The 21,505-nt window shown below is 40.0% G+C and carries 19 protein-coding genes and 3 pseudogenes; 20 read left to right on the top strand and 2 right to left on the bottom strand.

Translation table 11 applies throughout. From position 1 onward, the window contains the following. The first annotated feature begins 200 nt into the window (after positions 1 to 200). From C4S38_RS16075 to C4S38_RS10385, 6 genes and pseudogenes are all read left to right on the top strand, one after another. Positions 201 to 1,325, top strand: a complete 1,125-nt coding sequence (locus tag C4S38_RS16075) for a phage integrase SAM-like domain-containing protein (RefSeq protein WP_103983698.1) — start codon at positions 201 to 203, stop codon at positions 1,323 to 1,325. Between the two features lie 102 nt (positions 1,326 to 1,427). Continuing rightward, entirely contained in the window at positions 1,428 to 2,294 is an 867-nt protein-coding gene (locus C4S38_RS10405; RefSeq protein ID WP_103983697.1) for a hypothetical protein, read from the top strand. After that, entirely contained in the window at positions 2,294 to 3,556 is a 1,263-nt protein-coding gene (locus C4S38_RS10400) for an MBL fold metallo-hydrolase (RefSeq protein ID WP_103983696.1), read from the top strand. The genes C4S38_RS10405 and C4S38_RS10400 overlap by 1 nt, the downstream gene beginning before the upstream one ends. Next, positions 3,553 to 4,122 carry a metallophosphatase domain-containing protein gene (locus tag C4S38_RS10395; protein ID WP_103983695.1) on the top strand — a complete coding sequence of 190 codons (570 nt, stop codon included), beginning with the start codon at positions 3,553 to 3,555 and terminating at the stop codon, positions 4,120 to 4,122. The genes C4S38_RS10400 and C4S38_RS10395 overlap by 4 nt, the downstream gene beginning before the upstream one ends. Positions 4,123 to 4,445: 323 nt before the next feature. Beyond that, positions 4,446 to 4,544 (top strand): annotated as a pseudogene (locus C4S38_RS16275) (plasmid mobilization relaxosome protein MobC); the annotation flags it as partial. Further along, positions 4,534 to 4,725 (top strand): annotated as a pseudogene (locus C4S38_RS10385) (relaxase/mobilization nuclease domain-containing protein); the annotation flags it as partial. The pseudogenes C4S38_RS16275 and C4S38_RS10385, both read left to right, overlap by 11 nt. A gap of 178 nt (positions 4,726 to 4,903) precedes the next feature. Here the strand turns inward: C4S38_RS10385 and C4S38_RS10380 are convergent. Continuing rightward, positions 4,904 to 5,797, bottom strand: a complete 894-nt coding sequence (locus tag C4S38_RS10380; protein ID WP_103983694.1) for a helix-turn-helix domain-containing protein — start codon at positions 5,795 to 5,797, stop codon at positions 4,904 to 4,906. 179 nt (positions 5,798 to 5,976) lie between these two features. Between C4S38_RS10380 and C4S38_RS16070 the strand changes: the two genes are divergently transcribed. The 14 genes and pseudogenes from C4S38_RS16070 to C4S38_RS10315 all read left to right on the top strand — a co-directional run bounded on the left by C4S38_RS16070 (position 5,977) and on the right by C4S38_RS10315 (position 21,042). Then, positions 5,977 to 6,129 carry a hypothetical protein gene (locus C4S38_RS16070; protein WP_234999350.1) on the top strand — a complete coding sequence of 51 codons (153 nt, stop codon included), beginning with the start codon at positions 5,977 to 5,979 and terminating at the stop codon, positions 6,127 to 6,129. Next, positions 6,126 to 6,356 carry an aldo/keto reductase gene (locus C4S38_RS10375; protein ID WP_234999349.1) on the top strand — a complete coding sequence of 77 codons (231 nt, stop codon included), beginning with the start codon at positions 6,126 to 6,128 and terminating at the stop codon, positions 6,354 to 6,356. Before C4S38_RS16070 ends, C4S38_RS10375 begins: the two co-directional genes overlap by 4 nt. A gap of 21 nt (positions 6,357 to 6,377) precedes the next feature. Further along, positions 6,378 to 7,208: a carboxymuconolactone decarboxylase family protein gene (locus C4S38_RS10370; protein WP_394340848.1), complete on the top strand. Its 831-nt coding sequence runs from the start codon at positions 6,378 to 6,380 to the stop codon at positions 7,206 to 7,208. Positions 7,209 to 7,213: 5 nt separating this feature from the next. Continuing rightward, positions 7,214 to 8,221, top strand: a complete 1,008-nt coding sequence (locus tag C4S38_RS10365) for an amidohydrolase family protein (protein WP_103983692.1) — start codon at positions 7,214 to 7,216, stop codon at positions 8,219 to 8,221. A gap of 3 nt (positions 8,222 to 8,224) precedes the next feature. Beyond that, positions 8,225 to 8,635: a putative quinol monooxygenase gene (locus C4S38_RS10360; RefSeq protein ID WP_234999348.1), complete on the top strand. Its 411-nt coding sequence runs from the start codon at positions 8,225 to 8,227 to the stop codon at positions 8,633 to 8,635. An 8-nt stretch (positions 8,636 to 8,643) separates the two neighbouring features. Next, positions 8,644 to 9,186: a flavin reductase gene (locus C4S38_RS10355; RefSeq protein ID WP_103983691.1), complete on the top strand. Its 543-nt coding sequence runs from the start codon at positions 8,644 to 8,646 to the stop codon at positions 9,184 to 9,186. 5 nt (positions 9,187 to 9,191) lie between these two features. Further along, positions 9,192 to 9,548, top strand: a complete 357-nt coding sequence (locus C4S38_RS10350; RefSeq protein ID WP_234999347.1) for a cupin domain-containing protein — start codon at positions 9,192 to 9,194, stop codon at positions 9,546 to 9,548. Between the two features lie 219 nt (positions 9,549 to 9,767). Next, positions 9,768 to 11,060 (top strand): DEAD/DEAH box helicase, encoded by a 1,293-nt coding sequence (locus C4S38_RS10345; RefSeq protein ID WP_103983690.1) that lies wholly within the window; start codon positions 9,768 to 9,770, stop codon positions 11,058 to 11,060. Positions 11,061 to 11,165: 105 nt separating this feature from the next. Further along, positions 11,166 to 11,759: an RNA polymerase sigma-70 factor gene (locus C4S38_RS10340; protein ID WP_234999346.1), complete on the top strand. Its 594-nt coding sequence runs from the start codon at positions 11,166 to 11,168 to the stop codon at positions 11,757 to 11,759. A 91-nt stretch (positions 11,760 to 11,850) separates the two neighbouring features. Then, on the top strand, positions 11,851 to 12,858 hold the full coding sequence (locus tag C4S38_RS10335) for a FecR family protein (RefSeq protein WP_103983688.1): 1,008 nt from the start codon (positions 11,851 to 11,853) through the stop codon (positions 12,856 to 12,858). Between the two features lie 122 nt (positions 12,859 to 12,980). Continuing rightward, positions 12,981 to 16,294 (top strand): annotated as a pseudogene (locus C4S38_RS10330) (SusC/RagA family TonB-linked outer membrane protein). Between the two features lie 15 nt (positions 16,295 to 16,309). Further along, positions 16,310 to 18,004 carry a RagB/SusD family nutrient uptake outer membrane protein gene (locus tag C4S38_RS10325; protein WP_103983687.1) on the top strand — a complete coding sequence of 565 codons (1,695 nt, stop codon included), beginning with the start codon at positions 16,310 to 16,312 and terminating at the stop codon, positions 18,002 to 18,004. Between the two features lie 10 nt (positions 18,005 to 18,014). Then, positions 18,015 to 19,541 carry a sulfatase-like hydrolase/transferase gene (locus C4S38_RS10320; RefSeq protein ID WP_103983686.1) on the top strand — a complete coding sequence of 509 codons (1,527 nt, stop codon included), beginning with the start codon at positions 18,015 to 18,017 and terminating at the stop codon, positions 19,539 to 19,541. Between the two features lie 94 nt (positions 19,542 to 19,635). Further along, on the top strand, positions 19,636 to 21,042 hold the full coding sequence (locus C4S38_RS10315) for a Gfo/Idh/MocA family protein (protein WP_103983685.1): 1,407 nt from the start codon (positions 19,636 to 19,638) through the stop codon (positions 21,040 to 21,042). A 271-nt stretch (positions 21,043 to 21,313) separates the two neighbouring features. Here the strand turns inward: C4S38_RS10315 and C4S38_RS16060 are convergent. Then, positions 21,314 to 21,505 (bottom strand): hypothetical protein (locus C4S38_RS16060; RefSeq protein WP_103983684.1); only part of this gene is annotated, 192 nt, incomplete at its 5' end.

The following is a 21,505-nucleotide window of genomic DNA, read 5'->3' as shown; positions in this document are numbered from 1 at the left end:
TTACGGTGTCAAATGATGACAAGCCGAAAAATCGGAAAACGCAAAGAAAAGCGGATTTAAGAAGAAGAATGGTTGCTAAATCATTACCCATGAAAGAGTAAGATTTAACATATGAGAGATGCTATTGCACCGTTTGTCACCGATTTGCGTATCAAGGTCTAACTCGTTGATATTTAACTTTGCAAACAAAAAAAGCGAGTATGGCAAGAAGTACATTCAAAGTGCTGTTCTACGTGAACGGCAGCAAGGAGAAAGACGGTATTGTCCCCATCATGGGACGAGTGACAATCAACGGTACTGTGGCGCAGTTCAGTTGCAAGCAGACCATCCCGAAAACCCTTTGGGATGCGAAAGGCAACCGGGCGAAAGGTAAGAGTACCGAAGCACGGGACATCAATCTGGCTTTGGATAACATCAAGGCGCAAATCATCAAGCACTACCAGCGCATATCCGACCGTGAGGCATACGTAACGGCAGAAATGGTGCGCAATGCCTATCAAGGGATAGGAAGCGAGTATGAGACACTGATAAAGGCTTTCGACAAGGATTGCGCCAACTTCCTGAAACGTGTCGGCAAAGACCGCAGCATCGGCACATACAAGGTCATGGTAAGGGCAAGGAACTATGTCGCAGCCTTTATCAAGTCGTTCTACAAACGGACGGACATGTCCATGCTGGAACTTACGCCCGACTTCATCAAGGAGTTTGCGGCTTATCTCACGGCTGAACGGGGACTGAAAAACGCCACCATCTGGCTGAACTGCATGTGGCTGAAAGGCGCAGCCACGACCGCAGCCACCAACATAGCGGAAAGTGTCGGTTCTCTTTTCGGAAGTAACAAGGTCAAGACTTTGGAAAGGGAAAATTCAGCCTTGCAAAACCGTATTTCTGAACTTGAAAATGAAGCCCAACAACGTGAGGAACGGCAAGCCAAACAGGTGCAGGAGGTGAAAAACGCATACGAACAACAGAACCGCAGGTTGTCCGAGTTCGTGGATTTTGTCAAACGCTACTTCCCGTACGTGGAAAGGCTGATGCCCGTGATAAACTTTCTGCGAGACCGTTTGGGATTCAATGATGAAATAATTCGAAGATTGTGTGAGTTCAAGGAGGTCGGAATAAAAGGTAAACTATATTCTTCTGAGTTTAACCAAAGTTTTGATACCCGACATTCCGTCTGCTCCATCAAACAGGACGAAAGCGGAAAATTCGATTTCAAGATTGATGGAGTTTCACATGTAAGCTGGTTCAGACGAAAGAAAGATGAGTTCATGGAAGCATTGGGAATGCCTATAAAGAAACAAAATCGAGATATTAAGCTGTAAATCATAATAAATCCGTGATAGTTGAATACTAAATCACGGATTTATTGTACTTTTACATACCTTATTGAATAATGATGGTTATAACAAAATAAATAAAGCAATATGAGAACAATAACATCTGAGCATATCGAAGCATATAGAAATGGATGCTTAAAGAAACTATTTGATGTAATAAAAGAAGACCCTGAATTATCTTTTGAAATTAGAAAGGATAATGAGGTGATGGTTTATTACAGAAAAGGTAAAATACTTACAATCAAATACACGAATGAAAACAATTTCCAAATAAAGCCACTTGACAAGCAGTATAATAAAGGTGTTCCTCTAACGGATTTATTTGATACAAAAAAGAAAGCAGACACACTCAAAAACGCCTCATGCTTACGTAAGTATTTTAAACAAGCAAAAGAACTTGTATACAAGCACAAGATAGGGGTTGAATTTGGCTTTCAGCAAAATATAGCATTAGGAAACCGTAGTTTCAATAATCGTTTTCTTGTCGTTGATATGGAATGGCAGTTCTCTCAATCCGGCATAAACAAAACAGGACGAACCGTAAAGACGAGAATAGATCTTGTTATCGTTGATACACAGCCAAATGAATTTGGTACAAACGATATTTATCTTACGGAGTTGAAAGTTGGTACAGGAGCAACAGAAGGAAAGTCTGGTATTGTAGACCATATAAAGAAAACAAAAATAATAACAAACAAAGAGGAAGTATGTAACGACCTTAAAAGTGATGTGAAAAGTATCATTGACATTAAATCACGTTTGGGGCTTATTGAAGGAGAGAAAAAAGAATTGAAATTATCCTCTAAGCCTAAAATGATGATTATATTAGCATATAGAGGAGAAAAAGAGCAAAAGTTGTTGGACAAACAAGCAAGTATCGCAATAGAAGAAGCTAACAAAAATGGTATGTGTGAACCGATAATTAAAAAAATTGATTTACGAATAACTTTATAATGAAAATTACAGTCCATAGAGGTGCCAATCAAATCGGTGGCTGTATCACGGAAATCTCGTCCAAAAGCTGTAAAATTTTGATTGATTTCGGAAGTAACCTTCCCGGAAGCCAAAAAGTGGAATTGACAGAAAGGCAAGTTTGTGATATTGTCGGAAATGCGGATGCTGTTTTCTATACTCATTACCATGGAGACCACGTTGGTCTGCATCATCTGATTCCCTCTTGCATAAAACAATATATAGGTGCAGGAGCAAAAGATGTAATGCTTTGTAAATATGAGGTATTAAATAAATCCGGCGAGTATAACAAGCAGATTGAAACTGTAAAAAACATATTGCCTTACTATATTAAACACCGCATTGATGTCAGTAGTAAGGGGGAGATATTTCTGACACCTTATTTCGTTAGTCATTCTGCTTTCGACGCCTATATGTTCAAGATAGAATGTGAAGGGAAGAAGATTCTTCATACCGGTGACTTTCGTAGGCATGGTTATCTTGGCAAAGGCTTATTTCCTACATTAGAAAAACATGTCGGTGAGGTTGATATTCTAATCACAGAGGGGACAATGCTTGGTAGAAAGCAGGAACAGGTAATATCTGAACATGAACTTCAACGCAATGTAATCGAAATATTGAAGAAGCATAAGTATGTTTTTGCACTATGTTCTTCAACGGATATAGACAGGCTTGCATCGTTTAATGCGTCTTGCAAAGAGGCTGGTCGGGTATTCGTTGTTGATGAATATCAAAAGGAAATACTCGACATATTCTCAAAGTATGAAGAAAAACATTCTCACCTTTACAAGTTTGATACATTCAAATTACTCAATTTCAAAACGGAAAAGGTAAAGAAGAAACTAAGCCAAGAAGGATTCTTGATGCTTATACGTGCAAGTAGTTTACCTTTGGTTGAAAGTATGATGGATATTTACAACAGTGAAGATTCTTGGCTGATATATTCCATGTGGGGAGGATATGCCGAAAAGAATAAAGATTATAGCAACGAAAACATAATAAAAATCCGCAAGCTTTTTGAAGAACGTGTATTTGACGGAACTAAAGACGGAGTACACACCAGTGGACACGCTGATGTGCATACACTGGCAGAGGTTTGCAAAATTGTCAATCCACATATAGGGGTGATACCCATTCACAAAGACCAAAGCTCGGAGTATGAATCATTGACCAATGTTTCAGAATACAAAATATTCCATGAAGGAGACACGTGTGTCGAAAATATTTCCATTTCAATACGATGAAAATACTTCAAATATCAGATACTCATAATCTTCATCAACACCTTATAAATTTGCCTGTCGCTGATGTGATTGTGCATTGTGGTGATTTTACGGAGCAAGGGACAGAAACAGAAGTGCTTGATTTCCTAAATTGGTTCATTGATTTGCCATATCGTGAAAAAATTTTCATTACCGGCAACCACGACCTTTGCCTATGGGATGCTGAAAGCATAGAGGACTTGCCGGATAATATGCACTTTCTTCAAGATTGTGGATGCAGGATAGATGGCATTAATTTTTGGGGACTATCGTATAATCACGATGAGAACCTAATACCCGATAATGTGGATGTACTTGTCACGCATGAACCTCCAATTAAAATTTTGGACGAAAGTAATAACATTCATTGGGGTAATGTTTCTTTAAAGAATAGAGTATTGCAAATTAAACCTCATTATCATCTATTTGGACATGCTCATGAAAGCCATGGAATTATTCAAGAAGCAGGTATTGTGTTTGCAAATGGAGCTATGCTTGATGACCAGTATAATATATATCAAAGTTTAAATATGATTGAATATCAATAACTCCATAAGAAGAAAGCCCCCTTTCCATATACTTAATGAATGATTTTTTTGTAAACTGATGTTGAAGTTGACATCAATGGTTTTGTCTTTCAGAGAAATATATTACCTTTGTGATGCAAAGAGTTACTTGAATAGCAAATCAAGGCAGAACGCTGCAGATTGCACAGTTGCCAAGTCATTACCTCAAAAATGGGCAATTCTCCCAAAGTCCTTTGTATAAGGCACTAACGAAAGTTTTCCAGAATTACTAAAAATCTCTGGAATAAACGAATAAAAAGGGAGAAATGGCATTGAATGGCTTATGAATAAAGCGTTTGCGGTGACAGGCGAACACCTACGGATTCTTTGCCGTAGCCGATAAGTGCGAGAACATGGCAAAGGCAGTGTCCCAGCTCATAAACAGGCTGAAAGATGATAGGTAAACAGACGAAAGGGACTTCTTTCAGCGGTTGCGTATGCTATGTGCTGAGAGAGGACAAACCCAAGTTGCTGGAAGCGGTCGGTGTGGAGGGAACACCCGAACAGATGGATGAACAGTTTGAGTTACAGACGTTGCTCAATGACAAGGTAAAGAACACGGTCGGGCATATATCGCTCAGTTTCTTGTGCACTGCAACTTTGCCAAGAAGCAGGAACAGGAATTGCAGGAACTTGTGCGGTTCTTCAAGGAGTATGCACCACGGTATGGTTACAAGTATATCGGGATTGAGGATAATCCACGGCTCAACCAAATGCTGGGATTCAGACATATTCTGCCAGTCTAAAATATTATTTTTATTGATTAACAGCTCAACCGATATTCCGATGGAGAAATGCCGACGCTCTTCTTAAATAAACGAGTGAAATGGGTTGGATATTTAAATCCCAATTCATCCGCTATCTCATTAATAGACAGTATTCTTTCTCCCAATAACTGTTTGGCTCGGTCTATAATCTTCAATTGAATGTATTCCTGTGCTGTTTTTCCTGTTTCTTTCTTTATTAAATCTCCGAAATAATTAGGCGAGAGAAAGACTTTATCCGCACAATAAGACACGGTAGGCAAACCTAACTGACGAGGACGGTCGGAAAGGATATAATCAGAGAGTACTCTCTCAAATCGGCTCAGAATATCGCTGTTCGCTTTATGCCGTGTGATGAACTGACGGTCATAAAAGCGCATACAATAATCCAGCAACATTCCGATACTGCGTGCTACGAGGCTGTTGGTATGTGCATCTATCTCCCTGTTCAATTCGGTGAGAATGTTGCTGAAACATTGTTCTATGATTTCACGTTCCTTTTCGGATATATGAAGGGCTTCATTGGCATCATACGAAAAAAAAGTATACTCCTTCAAAGTCTGTCCCAGTTCTGTTCCATAGAGTAAGTCAGGATGAAAAACCAATGCCCAACCTTTAGGTTGGATAGGTTCATTGCTTTCCACTCCGAAAATTTGTCCGGGAGCCACCGCCACAATAGTCCCGTCCTGATAATCGTAGTAGTTGATACCATAGCGCAACGGACCGCATGTTACGTTTTTCAGAAAAATGCAATACAGACCGTAGTTGATACGATGAAATTCTCTGGGCGGACATTTCGACATATCAACTACGCTAACCAGCGGATGCAATGTTTCCACTCCCATGTATTCATTGTATTGATGGATTGTATCAATCCTTGCAATTCTTTCCATACGTACTTTCTTTTTTCATTTTGCCACAAAGGTAATAGATTTATAATGAAACTGATACGGCACAGTGCATAATCCGTAAAAATGGTTGTTCGTTCTGTAATGTGTATAGCAGTCAAGTGATTGAAACTCCCTAATTTTGCATTATCAAAATTGTTTCAAACCAAAAAATGAAAAGAATAATGAAGAAATTACCGACAATCGCATTGGGAACATGGTCGTGGGGCACAGGTGCCGCAGGAGGCGACCAAGTATTCGGGAATCATCTGGAGGCGGAGGACTTGAAACCTACAATAAAATACTGCCCAAACTTGATGTTTTACTTTATGCCATGAAAGAGATGGCAGACAAACGCAATGCAACGATTTCGCAAATAGCAATAGCATGGGCGATTGCCAAAAACACGTTGCCCATTATCGGGGTTACCCAAACGAAATATATAGCCGAAACAGTAGCGGCTGCGACTATTAGCCTGAATAGTGAAGAAACGACCCTTTTGGAGAATTTGGCGGCAAAGACAGGAGTGGATACCAAAGGAGCTTGGGAAAATCCTATGTACTAATACAATAATAAACAGATGTCTATGAATTATAAAACAATAACGATGGCCTTCATGCTATCATTAACAGCCATGACAATGAACGGACAAGAAAAAATAAAGCAGACGGCAGGCCGTGACCAGTTGGGCGACTTTGCACCTAAGTTTGCAGAACTCAACGACGATGTACTCTTCGGAGAAGTGTGGAACAGAACCGACAAGCTCGGCTTTCGTGACCGTAGCCTGATTACAGTAACCTGTCTGGTAAGTATGGGCATTACGGATTCTTCCTTGAAATATCATTTGCAAAGTGCCAAGAATAACGGAATTAGTCGTGCCGAAATAGCCGAGGCGCTTACTCATATCAGTTTCTATGCAGGTTGGCCAAAGGCTTGGGCTGCATTCCGCTTGGCTAAGGAAGTATGGAACGAAGAAAGCGGCAGTGCGGCAGATGCGAAAGCTGCCTTTGAACGTGAGATGATGTTCCCTATGGGGCAACCTAACGATGCTTTTGCAAAATATTTTATCGGACAAAGTTATTTAGCTTCTTTATCAACCAAGCAAGTGGGCATTTACAATGTGACATTCGAGCCGGGCTGTCGCAACAACTGGCACATTCATCGTGCGACAAAAGGCGGCGGACAAATTCTTGTTTGCGTGGCAGGAAAAGGCTGGTATCAAGAATGGGGAAAACCGGCACGGGTTCTTTGCCCCGGCGATGTGGTAAATATCCCGGCCGGTGTAAAGCATTGGCATGGGGCTGCTGCCGACAGTTGGTTTGCTCACCTTGCCATAGAGGTTTCCGGCGAGAATACGAGCAACGAATGGCTTGAAGCGGTAGATGATGAACAATATGGCAAACTTATGAAAGAATAAAGTCAATGAAATGCATGTTGCTTCTTTTGGGGCTATGGATGTCTGCAAATTCATTTGCTCAACAAGTGGTAGATGTCCATTCGCATATCGTGACGACTGATTACATGAATGCGTTGAAGCGTCATCATGCCGAAATGGAAGATGGTTGTCCGTTACCGGAGTGGAGCGTAGAGGCGCATCTCGCTTTTATGGAAGAGGCCGGTATAGATTGTTCGGTTCTTACCATGCCTTCACCACAACCGTATTTCGGCAATACGGAAGAATTGGCACAGATTATCCGCTCTGTCAATAGAGAGGCTGCACGAACTAAGGCTTCTTATCAGGGAAAGTTCCTGTTTTGTGCATCTCTGCCTCTTCCTGATATGGACAGAGCCATTGCCGAAGCGATTTATGCGCTCGATACCCTGCAGGCCGATGGCATCAAACTTGCCACAAACGTTCGTGGCTTGTATCTGGGCGACAGTAAGCTCGACCCGCTTATGGAAGTGCTGAATGCACGTGGTACCGTGGTGATAATTCATCCGCATGTTCCGGCACAACGTCCTGAAAACATTTTTACCGGAGGCCCGATATTCGTTTATGAATATCCGGCAGAGACCACAAGGGCTGTGTTGAATATGATAGTAAACAACGTGATGGTTCGCTATCCCAACATTCGGTTCATTGTGCCACATAGCGGTTCTTTTCTGCCTATCGCCCTGCCCCGATTCCGTGCCGCACTTCCTCTGCTTGTATCAAAAGGATTGGCAAACAAAGTGGATGTGGAGAAGAATCTGGCTAATCTTTATTATGACTTGGCAGGAGGGCCGACAGCGGAAATACTCGAAATGCTTCTTTCTATCACCACGCCCGACCACATTATGTATGGTTCTGATTTCGGATTTGTGCCAAATGACATTTTGATAAAGGTAAAGCAAAGTCTTGTTCAGAAATTGCAGGCCAATGATATGCTCAGAGTCCACACGGAAGATATATGGGGGAACAATGCCAAACGATTATTCAAACAGAAGTAAAAAATGAAAAAACAAGTTATTATTCTACTCATGATGATAAGTTCATTAACGGGGTTTGCGCAAAACCAAGTGACGGACAGTATGTTAATCAGAATATCCGAGATAGAAGTCTATCCCGAGTATCTCGACGAATATCTTGAAGCTGCAAGAAATGTAGGTGCCACTTCGGTAAAAGAAGAGACGGGAGTAGTGTGTATATTCCCCATGCAGACGAAACGTGACAAGCATCAAATCCGGATTGTGGAAATCTATGCTTCGATGGAGGCATACCGGAAGCACATCGTTTCAACGCATTTTCAAACCTACAAGCAAGGAACGCTCCACATGGTTAAGAGTTTGGACTTGGTGGATATGAATGCCCTTGCCCCGACAAGCATGTCGCAGATATCCTTAAAAGCAGGAACAAACAAATAGATAGGAATATGAAAAAGAATATCGGAAGTATATTGGCACTTTATCCTACTCCCACCATCGTAATAGGCACGATGGTGGATGGCAAGGTGAACTGGATGTTGGCAGGACATGTGGGTATCATGTGTCACGACCACATCATGGTAAGCCTCTTTCAGAAACACTACACCAACAAAGGCATCAAAGAGACTATGAAATTCTCGGTAAATATCGTGGACGAAGACATGCTTCCCAAAGCTGATTATGTAGGCACGGTAAGCGGAGAGAAAACAGACAAAAGCGGAGTGTTCGACTATTTTATGGGCGATGGCGGTACACCTGTCATCAAGGATGCTCCGGTAGTAATGGAGTGTAAGGTCGAGGATAATTATGTATTGAATAATTTCGATAACTTCATCTGTTCTATCATTGATACATACGCTGGCGAGAATGTGCTGAATGAATCGGGAAAGAAGATTGCCATGTTCTGCACAAGTGCCAGCAGCGGAATATCCGGTACAGTAACCGATGCCCGCCGACTTTGTCCTGAAGCCGACATAAATTTTTATTTGTAATAATCGTGGTAGCACTGCTAAACAGTTGTGCCAGCCAATCGGCAATTTTCCCCTTGGAACAAAAAGCTCCCTCTGCCAACAATACGGGAGATGTAAGAATCTCCATGCCGAAAAAATCGGGAGAAACCATGATAGTTCACTTTCTGTTTGAGAAAGGAAGCCGTAATTTTTGGCACTACCATCGTATGACCGTTACCGAACACTCTGTCAAAGACCATGTTATCCAACTTCATGCTGTATCAGACGAAGAATATGCTTCTTCTACACTGAACAAACAGGATACTCTCACCATATTACATCCAGAATACAAGAAAGAAAGTAAAAACATCAATATTGCACAAAATGAAGTGAAATGTGATTAAACCCCGAATTTGTATATTGCCGTATTCGAGAAAAGATATTTTCTATTACGACAGGTTTTAATTGGGCATCGAAATATTGCGGTTTAGATAATTAAATCCTGCTTGTTATAAGACATTTTTATAGCTACTTGATTAATTATTATGGAACTCAAAATAAAAATTCCTATCTTTGTGCCATTATTTACATAAAGAGCCGTGATGGCTTAACTATTATTTTAGATGACATTTGAACAATTGAATTTGATTGAGCCTATACTTAAGGCTCTAAAACAAGAAGGTTACACTATTCCAACCCCTATACAAACCGAAGCTATTCCAGTGGTATTAAAAGGATATGATTTGCTGGGATGTGCACAAACAGGAACCGGTAAGACGGCAGCATTCTCAATTCCTATTATACAGAAACTCGAAGAACAGAAGGTTTTAGGACATTCACGTGGTATTAAGGCGCTAATTCTGACTCCAACACGGGAACTGGCTATCCAGATAGATGAAAGCTTTGCGGCATATGGGCGTTTTACCAAATTACGCCATACGGTGATATTTGGAGGAGTAGGGCAAAAACCGCAGACTGATGCGCTGAGAAGTGGTGTGGATGTGCTTATCGCAACACCGGGCCGTTTGCTTGATTTGATAGGACAAGGTTATATCAGTTTGAAATCTCTTGATTTTTTTGTACTCGATGAGGCCGACCGGATGTTGGATATGGGTTTTATACATGATATTAAGAAAGTTCTTCCATTGCTGCCTAAAAAGAGACAATCGTTATTTTTCTCGGCTACCATGCCTCAAGAGATAGAACGGCTGGCAGATACTATTCTTTCAGACCCGGAGAAAGTAGAGGTAACTCCTCCTTCTTCGACAGTAGATAAAATCGAACAATTTGTCTATTATGTGAAGAAGAGTGAGAAAATGGATTTGCTGATAAAATTGTTGCAAGATAAATCGCTTGAATCGGTGCTTATATTCACCCGGACAAAACATGGGGCAGATAAAGTAGCCCGCGTCCTGACAAAAGCGGGAGTCGGTGCTGAGGCTATTCACGGAAATAAAAGCCAGACAGCACGCCAACGTGCTTTGTCAAACTTTAAGGACAGGTCTACACGTGTATTGATAGCAACCGACATAGCAGCGCGTGGCATAGATGTGGATCATCTTTCGCATGTAATTAATTATGAGTTACCGAATGTGCCCGAAACTTATGTACACCGTATCGGACGTACGGGACGTGCCGGACGGGAAGGGATTGCTTTTTCATTTTGTGATGTTGAGGAGGTTCCGTTGTTGAAAGATATTCATAAGCTCATAAACAAACAAATACCGGTGGCCGGTGGTAATGAATTTGAGACGGCGGAAGTTAAAATAGCTGTTGCTGAGAAGAAAGAAGCTTTGAGAGAAGAGTCGAAGAAACGTAATATGTTTGGCAGTAAACGAGACGGCAGCTATTGGCGGAATAAGAAAAGACAGGCGCAAAATGGAAAGCAACAACAGAAAATAGCCGGTAAAAAGTAAGAAATCTTGTTTGTCCGGTTTTCTTTATGTTAAAATCATAATATGAAAGTCAAAATATTTAAGTATGTTTGCAAATGAGAAATGCAAGCTTACAAGAATAGATCTGTGCAGATTATTAAAGAAGATATAATTGCTCGTATTAACAAAGGAGATGCCAAAGCGTTTGAACAGTTATACATTGCTTTTTACGTATATCTGTGTGCTGTGGCAACTAAATATATATACCATGCCGAAGCGGCACAAGAGATTGTAAACGATGTGTTTTTGAATGTCTGGAATAATAGGAAATCATTAACTTATCCTGTAAATGCTTATCTGGTTCGTTCCATACAGAATAGATGCCTTAATTATCTTCGCCAGCAACATTTACAGGAAATACCTTTATCTGATATACAAGAAAGTTTGTTGAATATACAGGAGCATCAGGTGGAAGGAGAGGCTCATCCTCTGGCAAAACTTGAAAATAAAGAATTTGAGGAGAAAATATTATCGGCTGTTAACCAATTACCTGAAAAATGCCGTGACATATTTGTACAATATCTTTATTATAATAAATCGTACGATGAGATTGCAAAAGAGAATAATATTGCAACCAGTACCGTGCGTGTACAAATTAAGATAGGACTATCCAAGTTGAAGGATATTTTAGGGGATATTTATCCGGCTTTTCTTCTTATATATGATTTTTTTCAAAAATAATTACATTTCTTTTAAACGCAACTTATCATTTGTGTGTATTTATTATAAAACGTAGTTTAAAAATACGTTATTATATATCTGAATAAAAGAAATGGAAAACGCAAATATAGAAAATCTTCTTTTTGATTATTTTTCCGGTAATCTGTCTGAAGCCGAAGAAAAAGAATTATTACAATGGCTGGAGTCTGATGAATCCCATTCGAAAATTTTTTCAGAAATGACTGATTGGTGGGCTATAGCACACGTGCCTCTTTTTGTTTCGGATATGAAATCTGATTTTGAAAAGCATTTTGGAAACTTAAATACAACTGTTCTTCAAAATAAAGTTAGTAGTAAAATAGGTTTGTGGAGTAAAATTGCTGCATCTATTTTAATATTGATTTCCATAGGGACGTTTTCTTTTTATATGGGCAAAAACAGTGTTAAGGAAGAAATGGCATATTTTGAAACAGTAACTCCGATGGGAACTCGTTCAAAAGTCATTTTACCAGACCATTCTGTTGTATGGGTCAACGCCGGTTCTTCTTTAAAATATAGTAAGGATTTTAACCAAAAAGAGAGGGAGGTCTTATTGGAAGGTGAAGCTTATTTTGAAGTTCAACCGAATCATTCGAAACCTTTTATTGTAAAGGCCGAGATGTTGGATATCCAAGTTTTGGGAACTCATTTTAACGTAAAAGCATATCGTGATGAACAACTAATGGATGTGTCTTTAGTTTCCGGGAAAGTAAATATCCATTTAAATGATGACGATCATAAGTCAAAAAAAGTGGTGCTGGCTCCAAACCGTATGTTCAGCTTTAATAAAGAGAACAAATGTGTAAAAATAGTTGAGATAAAAGGTGATGATTCCTACGCTTGGACAAATGGACATCTGAAATTTACAGAACAACCGTTTTCAGAGATCGTAAGAGATTTGGAACGTAAATTCAATGTGAATATATCTATTGATAGCGAATCATTACAAAATGAAATATTTTCGGGAAGCTTTTCTCCAGAGTATAGTTTAAACGAAATTTTGCGTGAAGTAGACATGGAACATAAATATACGTGGAAACGAAACGGAAATGAAATTGTAATACGAGATAAATATAAATAAAAGAGTACTAATCTAAACTATTAAAATATGGCATAGAAATTACGAAAAAACTAAATTATTCTCAAAGAACGAGATTTTTTTATTATCGAAAAAACAAGAATTATTTACAAATCTAACTTTTCATGAAAATGAACTATTTTAAAAAGACCAGTAGGCTTGTGGTTACTGCTTGTATGCTTGCAGGTATGCCTTTAGTATCTGGAACCGTTTCTGCTTCCGAATTACAGACACAGATAATGTCGGTTCAGGCAGAGACAACAACGCTGAGAGAACTTTTTGACTTAATCGAAGCTAAGTTTAATTATTCTTTTCTTATACGGAACAATGACATTAATATGAATGAACGTATCACTATGGATATGTCAAACCGTTCTGTTGAGGAAATATTGAAAAGCGCACTTAGAAATCAGCATGCTGATTTCTATGTAAACGATAACCGAATTATCGTTTACAAAACTTCATCTAAACAAGGTTCAAATCCGGTTGTATCAGAAAAACAGGCTGCTCAACAAACTCAGAAGATTGCAGGAACAGTTGTTGATGCGCATACAGGTGAACCGATCATTGGTGCGAATATCCTTGTGAAAGGAACTACAAACGGAACAAGTACCGATTTTGATGGCAACTTTGTGTTGGAAGATGTTCCGGCCAATGCTACATTGGTTATTTCATATATTGGTTATCTTCCTTTGGAGATGAAGTCGACCGCAGGGAAAATGACTATCCGTTTGAAAGAAGATACACAAAATCTGGATGAAGTTGTAGTTGTTGGCTACGGTGTTCAGAAGAAAGAAAGCCTTACCGGTGCCATGCAGGTGGTAAGCAGCGATAAGTTGTTGGATGCAACGACTCCTTCGGTTGAAAACTTGTTGTCCGGTAAAGCTCCAGGTGTATATGTCACATCCGGTGGTGGACAGCCGGGAGCTGCAGGTACGGTTGTTATCCGTGGTAAATCTACTGTAAACGGTAGTACAGACCCGCTTTGGATTATTGACGGTGTTATTGTTGGCAATAGTGCGGGAAGCTTGAACCCTTCGGATATTGAATCTATGTCAATTTTGAAGGATGCTGCCTCTACTGCAATTTATGGATCTCAGGGTGCTAATGGCGTAATCGTTGTTACAACAAAGAAAGGTAAAATAGGTAAGGCTACCATCAATGTTTCAGCAAAGATGGGGGTAAACCAATTGAACAGAGGTAACTTTGAAATGATGAGCCGGGACGAATTGCTCGGTTATTATAAATCGTTTGCAAACCAACAGGCTATTCCTCAGGAAACATGGGATAAGATTGGTCAGGGATATGACTATGATTGGTGGAAAAACGGTTCTCAGTTGGGGTTTGCGCAAGATTATAACTTATCTGTGTCTGGTGGTTCCGAGAAGATAAAGACATACATTTCTGCCGGTATTTATGATGAAAACGGAGCAGTTAAGGGATATGACTATACTCGTTATAATTTTCGTTTCAATGTAGATTACCAGGCAACAGACTGGTTGACTATTAAACCGAAAGTATGGGGTACGCGCAGCGACATAATGGACCAGCAGCATAGCCTGGGTGCAATGTATGAGAACATGCCTTGGGATTCGCCTTATGATAAAGACGGTAACCTGATTCAAGCATACAGACCTTCGAGTTGGGTAAGTTCGGACCACGTAAACTACCAGTATGATTTGCAGTGGAACTATAAAAAGACAACTAAGTATGAATTTATGGGTAACTTTGATTTTGATATCAAATTTACGGACTGGTTGACTTTCTCTTCTGTAAATAACTATAAGTATGGCAGTACTTTATATAAGAAATATGATGATCCGCGTTCTTCCGGAGGACAAGCTGAAAATGGTCAGTTGCAAGATAAAACTACTTCATACTATCGTGTTTACAGCAACCAGTTGCTGCGTTTTAACAAAGTATTCGACAAGCATTCGATTAATGCGATTCTGGCGTATGAATGGAATACATATACAGCTCAGGTAACAGATCAGATAGCTACAGGTTTCGCTCCTGGTTTTAGCGTTGGAGATGCGACAATTGTACCCAAAAAAGCCAAAGGTAGCCAGAACGAATGGGCTGTTCAGTCTTATCTGTTCAATGCCAATTATGCATACGACAGCCGTTATCTGTTGTCATTCTCTTTCCGTCGTGACGGTGCTTCAAACTTCGGAGAAAATGCAAAATATGGTAATTTCTTTTCTATAAGCGGCGGTTGGAATATCCATCAGGAAAACTTCTTTAAAGCAGATTGGGTACAACAACTAAAATTACGCGCAAGTTATGGTTCCGTAGGTAATCGTCCGACAGAGTTGTATCCTCAGTATGCTTTGTACAGTATGGGTACAGGTTATAACGGCCTTCCGGGCGCTATTATTTCCCAGGTGGAGAATAAAGATTTGACGTGGGAAAAAACATATACGGCTGGTGTTGGTATAGATGCTATCTTGTTTGACCGTTTGACTGTTAACCTGGATTATTATAATAAAAAACAACCGATTTGCTGTATAACGTGCCTCTTCCTGGCGTAACAGGTGTAACAGGAATGTTCCGTAATGTTGGAGCCGTTAAAAATAATGGTTTTGAAGCAACCGTGGCTGTCGACATTCTGAAAGGCGGAGACTGGAACTGGAATGTATCTGCTAATATCGGTGTAAACCGTAATAAAGTGACAGAGCTTTACGGAGACAAATCGGAAATTGTTATTGCAAATGCAAACTCAGGTATTTTAGGCCCGATCGATAAGATATTGAAGCCGGGTGAAGATGTGGATACCTGGTATGCTACAGAATGGGCAGGTGTTGATCCTGAAACCGGATCACCTCTTTGGTATACAACAAATGAAGCCGGAGAACGCGTAACTACTTCAAACTATAGCGACGCTTCTAAGCATCAGGTAATAGTTGGCAAACAAACGCCGGACTTTTACGGAGGTTTCTCAACCGACTTGTCATGGAAAAATATAGACTTGTCGGCTGTGTTCGGTTATTCTGTTGGTGGACAGATTTTCAACTACGACAGAACTGTCTATGATTCGGATGGTGGTTATACCAGTTACAACCAGCAGAAACTGTTAAGCGGTTGGAGTCGTTGGGAAAAACCGGGAGATATTGCTACGCACCCGAAAGCAGAATATGGAAACTTATCACAGTCAAACAAACCTTCTTCCCGTTATTTGGAAGACGCTGACTATCTGCGTCTGCGTAATTTAACGATTGGGTATACTCTACCTTGTAAAATTCCGTATATAAGCAATTTCCGCTTATTCTTCTCTGGCGAGAATTTGTTTGTGATATCAGGCTTTTCCGGTATAGATCCGGAACTTCCGTCTAATACGGATATAGCTACAGGAAAAAAAGTAGCAGGAGCATCGGGAGTAGCTTCTTCTCCTTATCCAATGGCTCGTAAGTTTATGTTTGGTTTGAATGTTTCATTTTAATTAAAGAGAAAACAAATGAAGAAAATAGCTATATGGGCGCTTGCCGCTGTTACATTAATGACAAGCTGCGATCTGGATCGTTTTCCATATGATAAATATTCTAAAGATAAGATTGATGCCGACAAAGTTGCTGCATTCGACATATTATTAAACGGGTGCTATGCAAAGTTGAAAAGTGCATCAGATGTATTCCATCGTACCGGCGAATACCCGGGTGATAATATCTGCAAAGATAAACCTACTACCAATCCGTTTGGTACATATATTACTTATCAGCATACGGTAAATAACTCACAGTTGTCTTCAACCTGGAATAATGCGTATAATATAATTTCGCAGACAAGTGATTTGATGAAGATGGCTAATGAAGGCGAATCGCCAGAAATCGACCAGAAGCTAGGTGAGGCATATTATATGAGAGGTTTGATGTATTTCTACCTTTGCCGTGTGTTTGGCCGTCCCTATTATCAGGAGCCGGAAAAGAATATGGGAGTACCTATTGTAAATGGTATGCCGGATGATATTGCCAATTTGCAATTGCCAGACCGTTCTTCTGTAAAAGATACATATGCACAGGCAATTAATGACTTGAAAAAGGCAGAATCGTTGATGACTACTTATACATCGGCTTCTTACGCTTCGAAGTATGCTGCACAAGCTATGTTGGCTAAAATCTATATGTATATGAGCGGTACTTTTGAAAATCCGAATACCGATTATGCAAAAGAATCTTTGAAATATGCTGACGATGTAATCAATAGCGGAAAGTTTAGCTTGCTGAGTCGTACCAGCTTTATGAGATACAACGAACTGGCTCCGGATGATGCTTCGCAGACAGAGACAATTTTTGCTGTTAAATTTATCAGTTCGGACATTACGAGTTATACGAGTGCTATCGGCAGTATGTATGCTACTATTAATGAGGTAGGTTGGGGTGAGATTTATGCCAGTGCCAAATATCTGGATATTTTGTATGAAACAGGCCGTGGTAATGATGCCCGCGAAGCATTTATACATCCGGACTATAAACTTGATGACAAAGGTAATAAAACCCGTAATTTCCGTTTTGTTGCTAATGTTGTTGCAAATGGTAAAGTGAGCGGATATACTTATAAGCAATGTGATGTGAAAGTGGGAAGTGATGGTAAATTAGTTGCTGCCGTTTTGGATTCAAAAGAGTATCCGCTGACATTACTGGATGAGGCTAGCCGTAAATATTCGATTGTATATGAGGGTACGACATACTACGGATATGATGATTATTTTATGAATACCAGCCAGGGACATCCTAAATTCTTTAATTATAAATGCTCTATGCAGGAAGGTGTTTCGCATTTGTATTCACCTATTATATCTCGTCTGGGGGAAGTCTATTTAATACGTGCAGAAGCAAATGCCAAATTAGGAAATTATGCAGATGCACTGAAAGATTTGAATACGGTACGTGAACGCTCTATTGTAAATGGGGGCTATCAGACATTAAATGCGTCGAATGCCCATCAATTGATTATGAAAGAGCGCCAGTTGGAACTTGCGTTTGAGGCTGACCGCGGTTTTGATGTTTATCGTGTTGGTGATACCATGACCCGGCATTATCCCGGTTATCATGACGGAACAATTGAATTTTTGGCAACAAGCCCGTTAGTAGTCCAGTATATACCGAAGTCTGAAATTGACGCTTATCCTGGAACTTTGACTCAGAATCCGTAAATATTGAGTAATGAAAAGAAGTTCATCAATAATAAGTATACTGGCAGGGGTAACCCTGCCGGTCTCTTTATTGGCTCAAACCCAGCCTAAGCAACCGAACATTATTATTATAGTTGCTGACGATTTGGGATATGGCGATTTAAGTTGTTATGGTGCACATCGTATTCATACTCCGGGAATGGATCGTATTGCCAACGAAGGAATACGTTTTACTCAAGGTTATTGTACGGCAGCAACTTCTACCCCTAGTAGATACTCTCTTTTGACCGGTTTGTATCCATGGACAAATAAAGATGCAAAAATTTTACCGGGCAATGCCGCTTTAATCATAGACAATCAGCAGATAACATTACCTAAAATTATGAAACAGGCTGGATATGTAACCGGTTCTGTAGGTAAATGGCATTTGGGATTAGGTGATGGTGCTGTAGATTGGAATAAGACTGTATATCCCGGAGCGAAGGAAGTTGGGTATGACTATTCTTTTATTCAGGCTGCAACTAATGACCGGGTACCTTGTATTTTTATAGAAAATGGTAAAGGAGTTAATTTGGATTCTGATGATCCGCTTTTTGTAAGTTATAAAGAAAATTTTCAGGGCGAACCTACAGGAAAAGATAATCCGGAAATGCTTCGGATGCATCCGAGCGTGGGACATGGCGGTTCTATTGTCAACGGAGTTCCCCGTATTGGTTTTCAAAAGGGAGGCAAAGCTGCTCAGTGGAAAGATGAGGATATGGCAGAATTATTTCTGGAAAAGGCCAAAGATTTTCTGAAAGATAATAAAGATACCCCTTTCTTTTTGTATTATGGCTTACATCAGCCTCATGTGCCACGTGTTCCAAATCAGAAATTTGTGGGAAAGTCAGGAATGGGGGCAAGAGGTGATGTGATTTTAGAAGCTGATTGGTGCGTTTCTGAATTTTTGAAGGAACTGGATCGATTAGGGCTTACCGAAAACACCTTAATTATCTTTACCAGCGACAATGGCCCTGTGCTAGATGACGGCTATCAGGATCAGGCCGTGGAACTTGTTGGAGACCATAAAGTGGCAGGCCCTCTTCGTGGTGGCAAAACAAGCTTGTATAATGGTGGAACCTGTATTCCGTTTTTGCTTCGTTGGCCGGCAGTGGTAAAGCCGGGTGTTTCTAATGCTTTGGTTTGCCAGATGGATTTATTGGCATCTTTGGCGTCTCTGGTTGGACAAACTTATTCGGATAAAGTTGACAGCCAAAATACGCTCCCTGTATTTTTAGGACGGAGCAGTAATGGGCGTAAAGAGCTTGTTTTGGAAGGCTATTTTAATTATGCTTTGCGTGACGGGGACTGGGTAATGATACCTCCATATCCCGACTTTTCAAACGATCCGGAGGATGCCTCTTTTTGCGGCCGCAGTAATTGTTATCAACTATATAATGTGGAAAATGATCCGGGACAGCAAATTAATTTAGCGGAGAAGGAACCTAAACAACTTCATCGAATGATGATGTTGTTTGAAAAATTGAAAAGAGAAACTGGTAAGATTACGAATTTCTGATTCCCGATAAATGTTTCGGTTAGAAATGTAATTTGTAATTTAGATATAAAAAACTAAATTTGCCAACTTGAAGAAATAATAAAAAGATACGAACATGGAAAACACTCGTCGTTCATTTTTAAAACAAATGTCGGTAGCAGGCTTAGGTGCTGCAGGTCTGGCAATAGCTGGTGAGGCATCAGCTACAACAGTAGTAACTCCGGGGGCGAAAGATAAAAAGAAACCGGTAGGTAAAGATGATGGTAAGCTTCGTTTCGGTTTTATCGGAACAGGTTCAAGATGTCATGAACATATTAATAATGTCTTGGCAATTCCCGGTAATAAAATTGTTGCAATTTGTGATATTCAGCAAGGACCGATTGAAGCAACATTGAAACATATCGCAAAATTTAATGTTCCGGCTCCTAAAGTATATACAGGCAGCGAACGTGAATTTGAGAAAATGTTGAATAATGAAGAATTTGACTGCGTAATTATTGCCAGTCCGTGGGAATGGCATGTACCGATGTCTGTTGCTGCAATGAAGGCTGGCGTTCCTTATGTAGGTGTAGAAGTTTCTGCTGCAAATACATTGGAAGAATGCTGGGATCTGGTTAATGTTTCGGAGGCTACAGGCAGCCATTTGAATATTATGGAAAATGTATGCTATCGTCGTGACTGCATGGCTGCATTAAGAATGGTTCGTGAAGGATTATTCGGAGAGTTATTGCATGGAGCTTGTGGTTATGAGCATGATTTGCGCGAAGTGAAGTTCAATGATGGTAAACATTATACATACCAACCGGGTAGTGGCGATCTTCGTATGGGTCCAACCGCATTTTCCGAAGCACAATGGCGTACAAACCATTCTGTTCATCGTAATGGTGATGTATATCCTACTCATGGTATCGGGCCGGTTGCAAATTGCTTGGATATAAATCGCGGTAATCGTTTTCTTTCTTTGTCGGCGATGGCTACCCAATCTCGCGGATTACATAAGTTTATTGTGGATAATGGTGGAGAAAACCATCCGTTGGCAAAAATACAATTTAACTTAGGCGATATTGTCACTTCTATGATTAAATGTGCAAACGGACAGACTGTAATTGTAACACATGATACGAACTCTCCGCGTCCTTACTCATTAGGTTTCCGTATTCAGGGTACTGAAGGTTTGTGGATGAATGATGGAAATCATGTATATGTCCAGGGTAAATCCAAACCTCACCGTTGGGATGATTCGGAAGAATGGTTTAAACAATATGATCATAATTTATGGGCTAAATATGCTGCTGAAGCTGCCGAAGCAGGTCATGGCGGAATGGACTATATTATGATGTATGATTTGATTAATGCTATTCGGAATAAGAAGCCTGCTCCTATGGATTGTTACGATGCTGCAGCTTGGAGTGCTATTTCCGGTTTATCGGAAATGTCTATTGCCCGTGGTGGTGCATTGGTAGATTTCCCTGATTTTACCCGTGGACAATGGATTCATCGTCAACCTGCATTTGCTTTATAATTCATATATAGATATCTAAAGAGGGACTATCTAACAACAAAAGGTTGGATAGTCCCTTTTTTTGTTGCTTACCTTATTCAATTTAGTTGTCTACTCAAATACTGTCTATATGGGTCTTAATAAAGGGTCGTTTAAGGGCTCACTTTGTCACCTTCTGTCACTTTCTTCGGGGGGTGTTTTAAAATCTGAAAAATTATCTACAGACATTCCATGTAAGCATACAATATGCTATTATAGACAATATTACAACATAATATCGCTATTTTAAAAGTTAAAAAACAAACCGGATCGGATTTCGTTTTAATACTTCCGCGAACACTTTCCCTGATGCTTGAATAAGCAATTTATTGCATACAGACAATATAGAATTTCCAAGAAGAAATTTGGCTAAAGCCAATAAAAATAAATCTCCCTTTAGTCTGTCAGCTGAAGCAGACGGCAATTGAAACCAGGCTAAAGCCAT

Source organism: Parabacteroides chinchillae, from assembly GCF_900108035.1.
In the GTDB taxonomy this organism is placed as follows: domain Bacteria; phylum Bacteroidota; class Bacteroidia; order Bacteroidales; family Tannerellaceae; genus Parabacteroides; species Parabacteroides chinchillae.
This window is presented reverse-complemented; position numbering and strand designations above follow the sequence as displayed.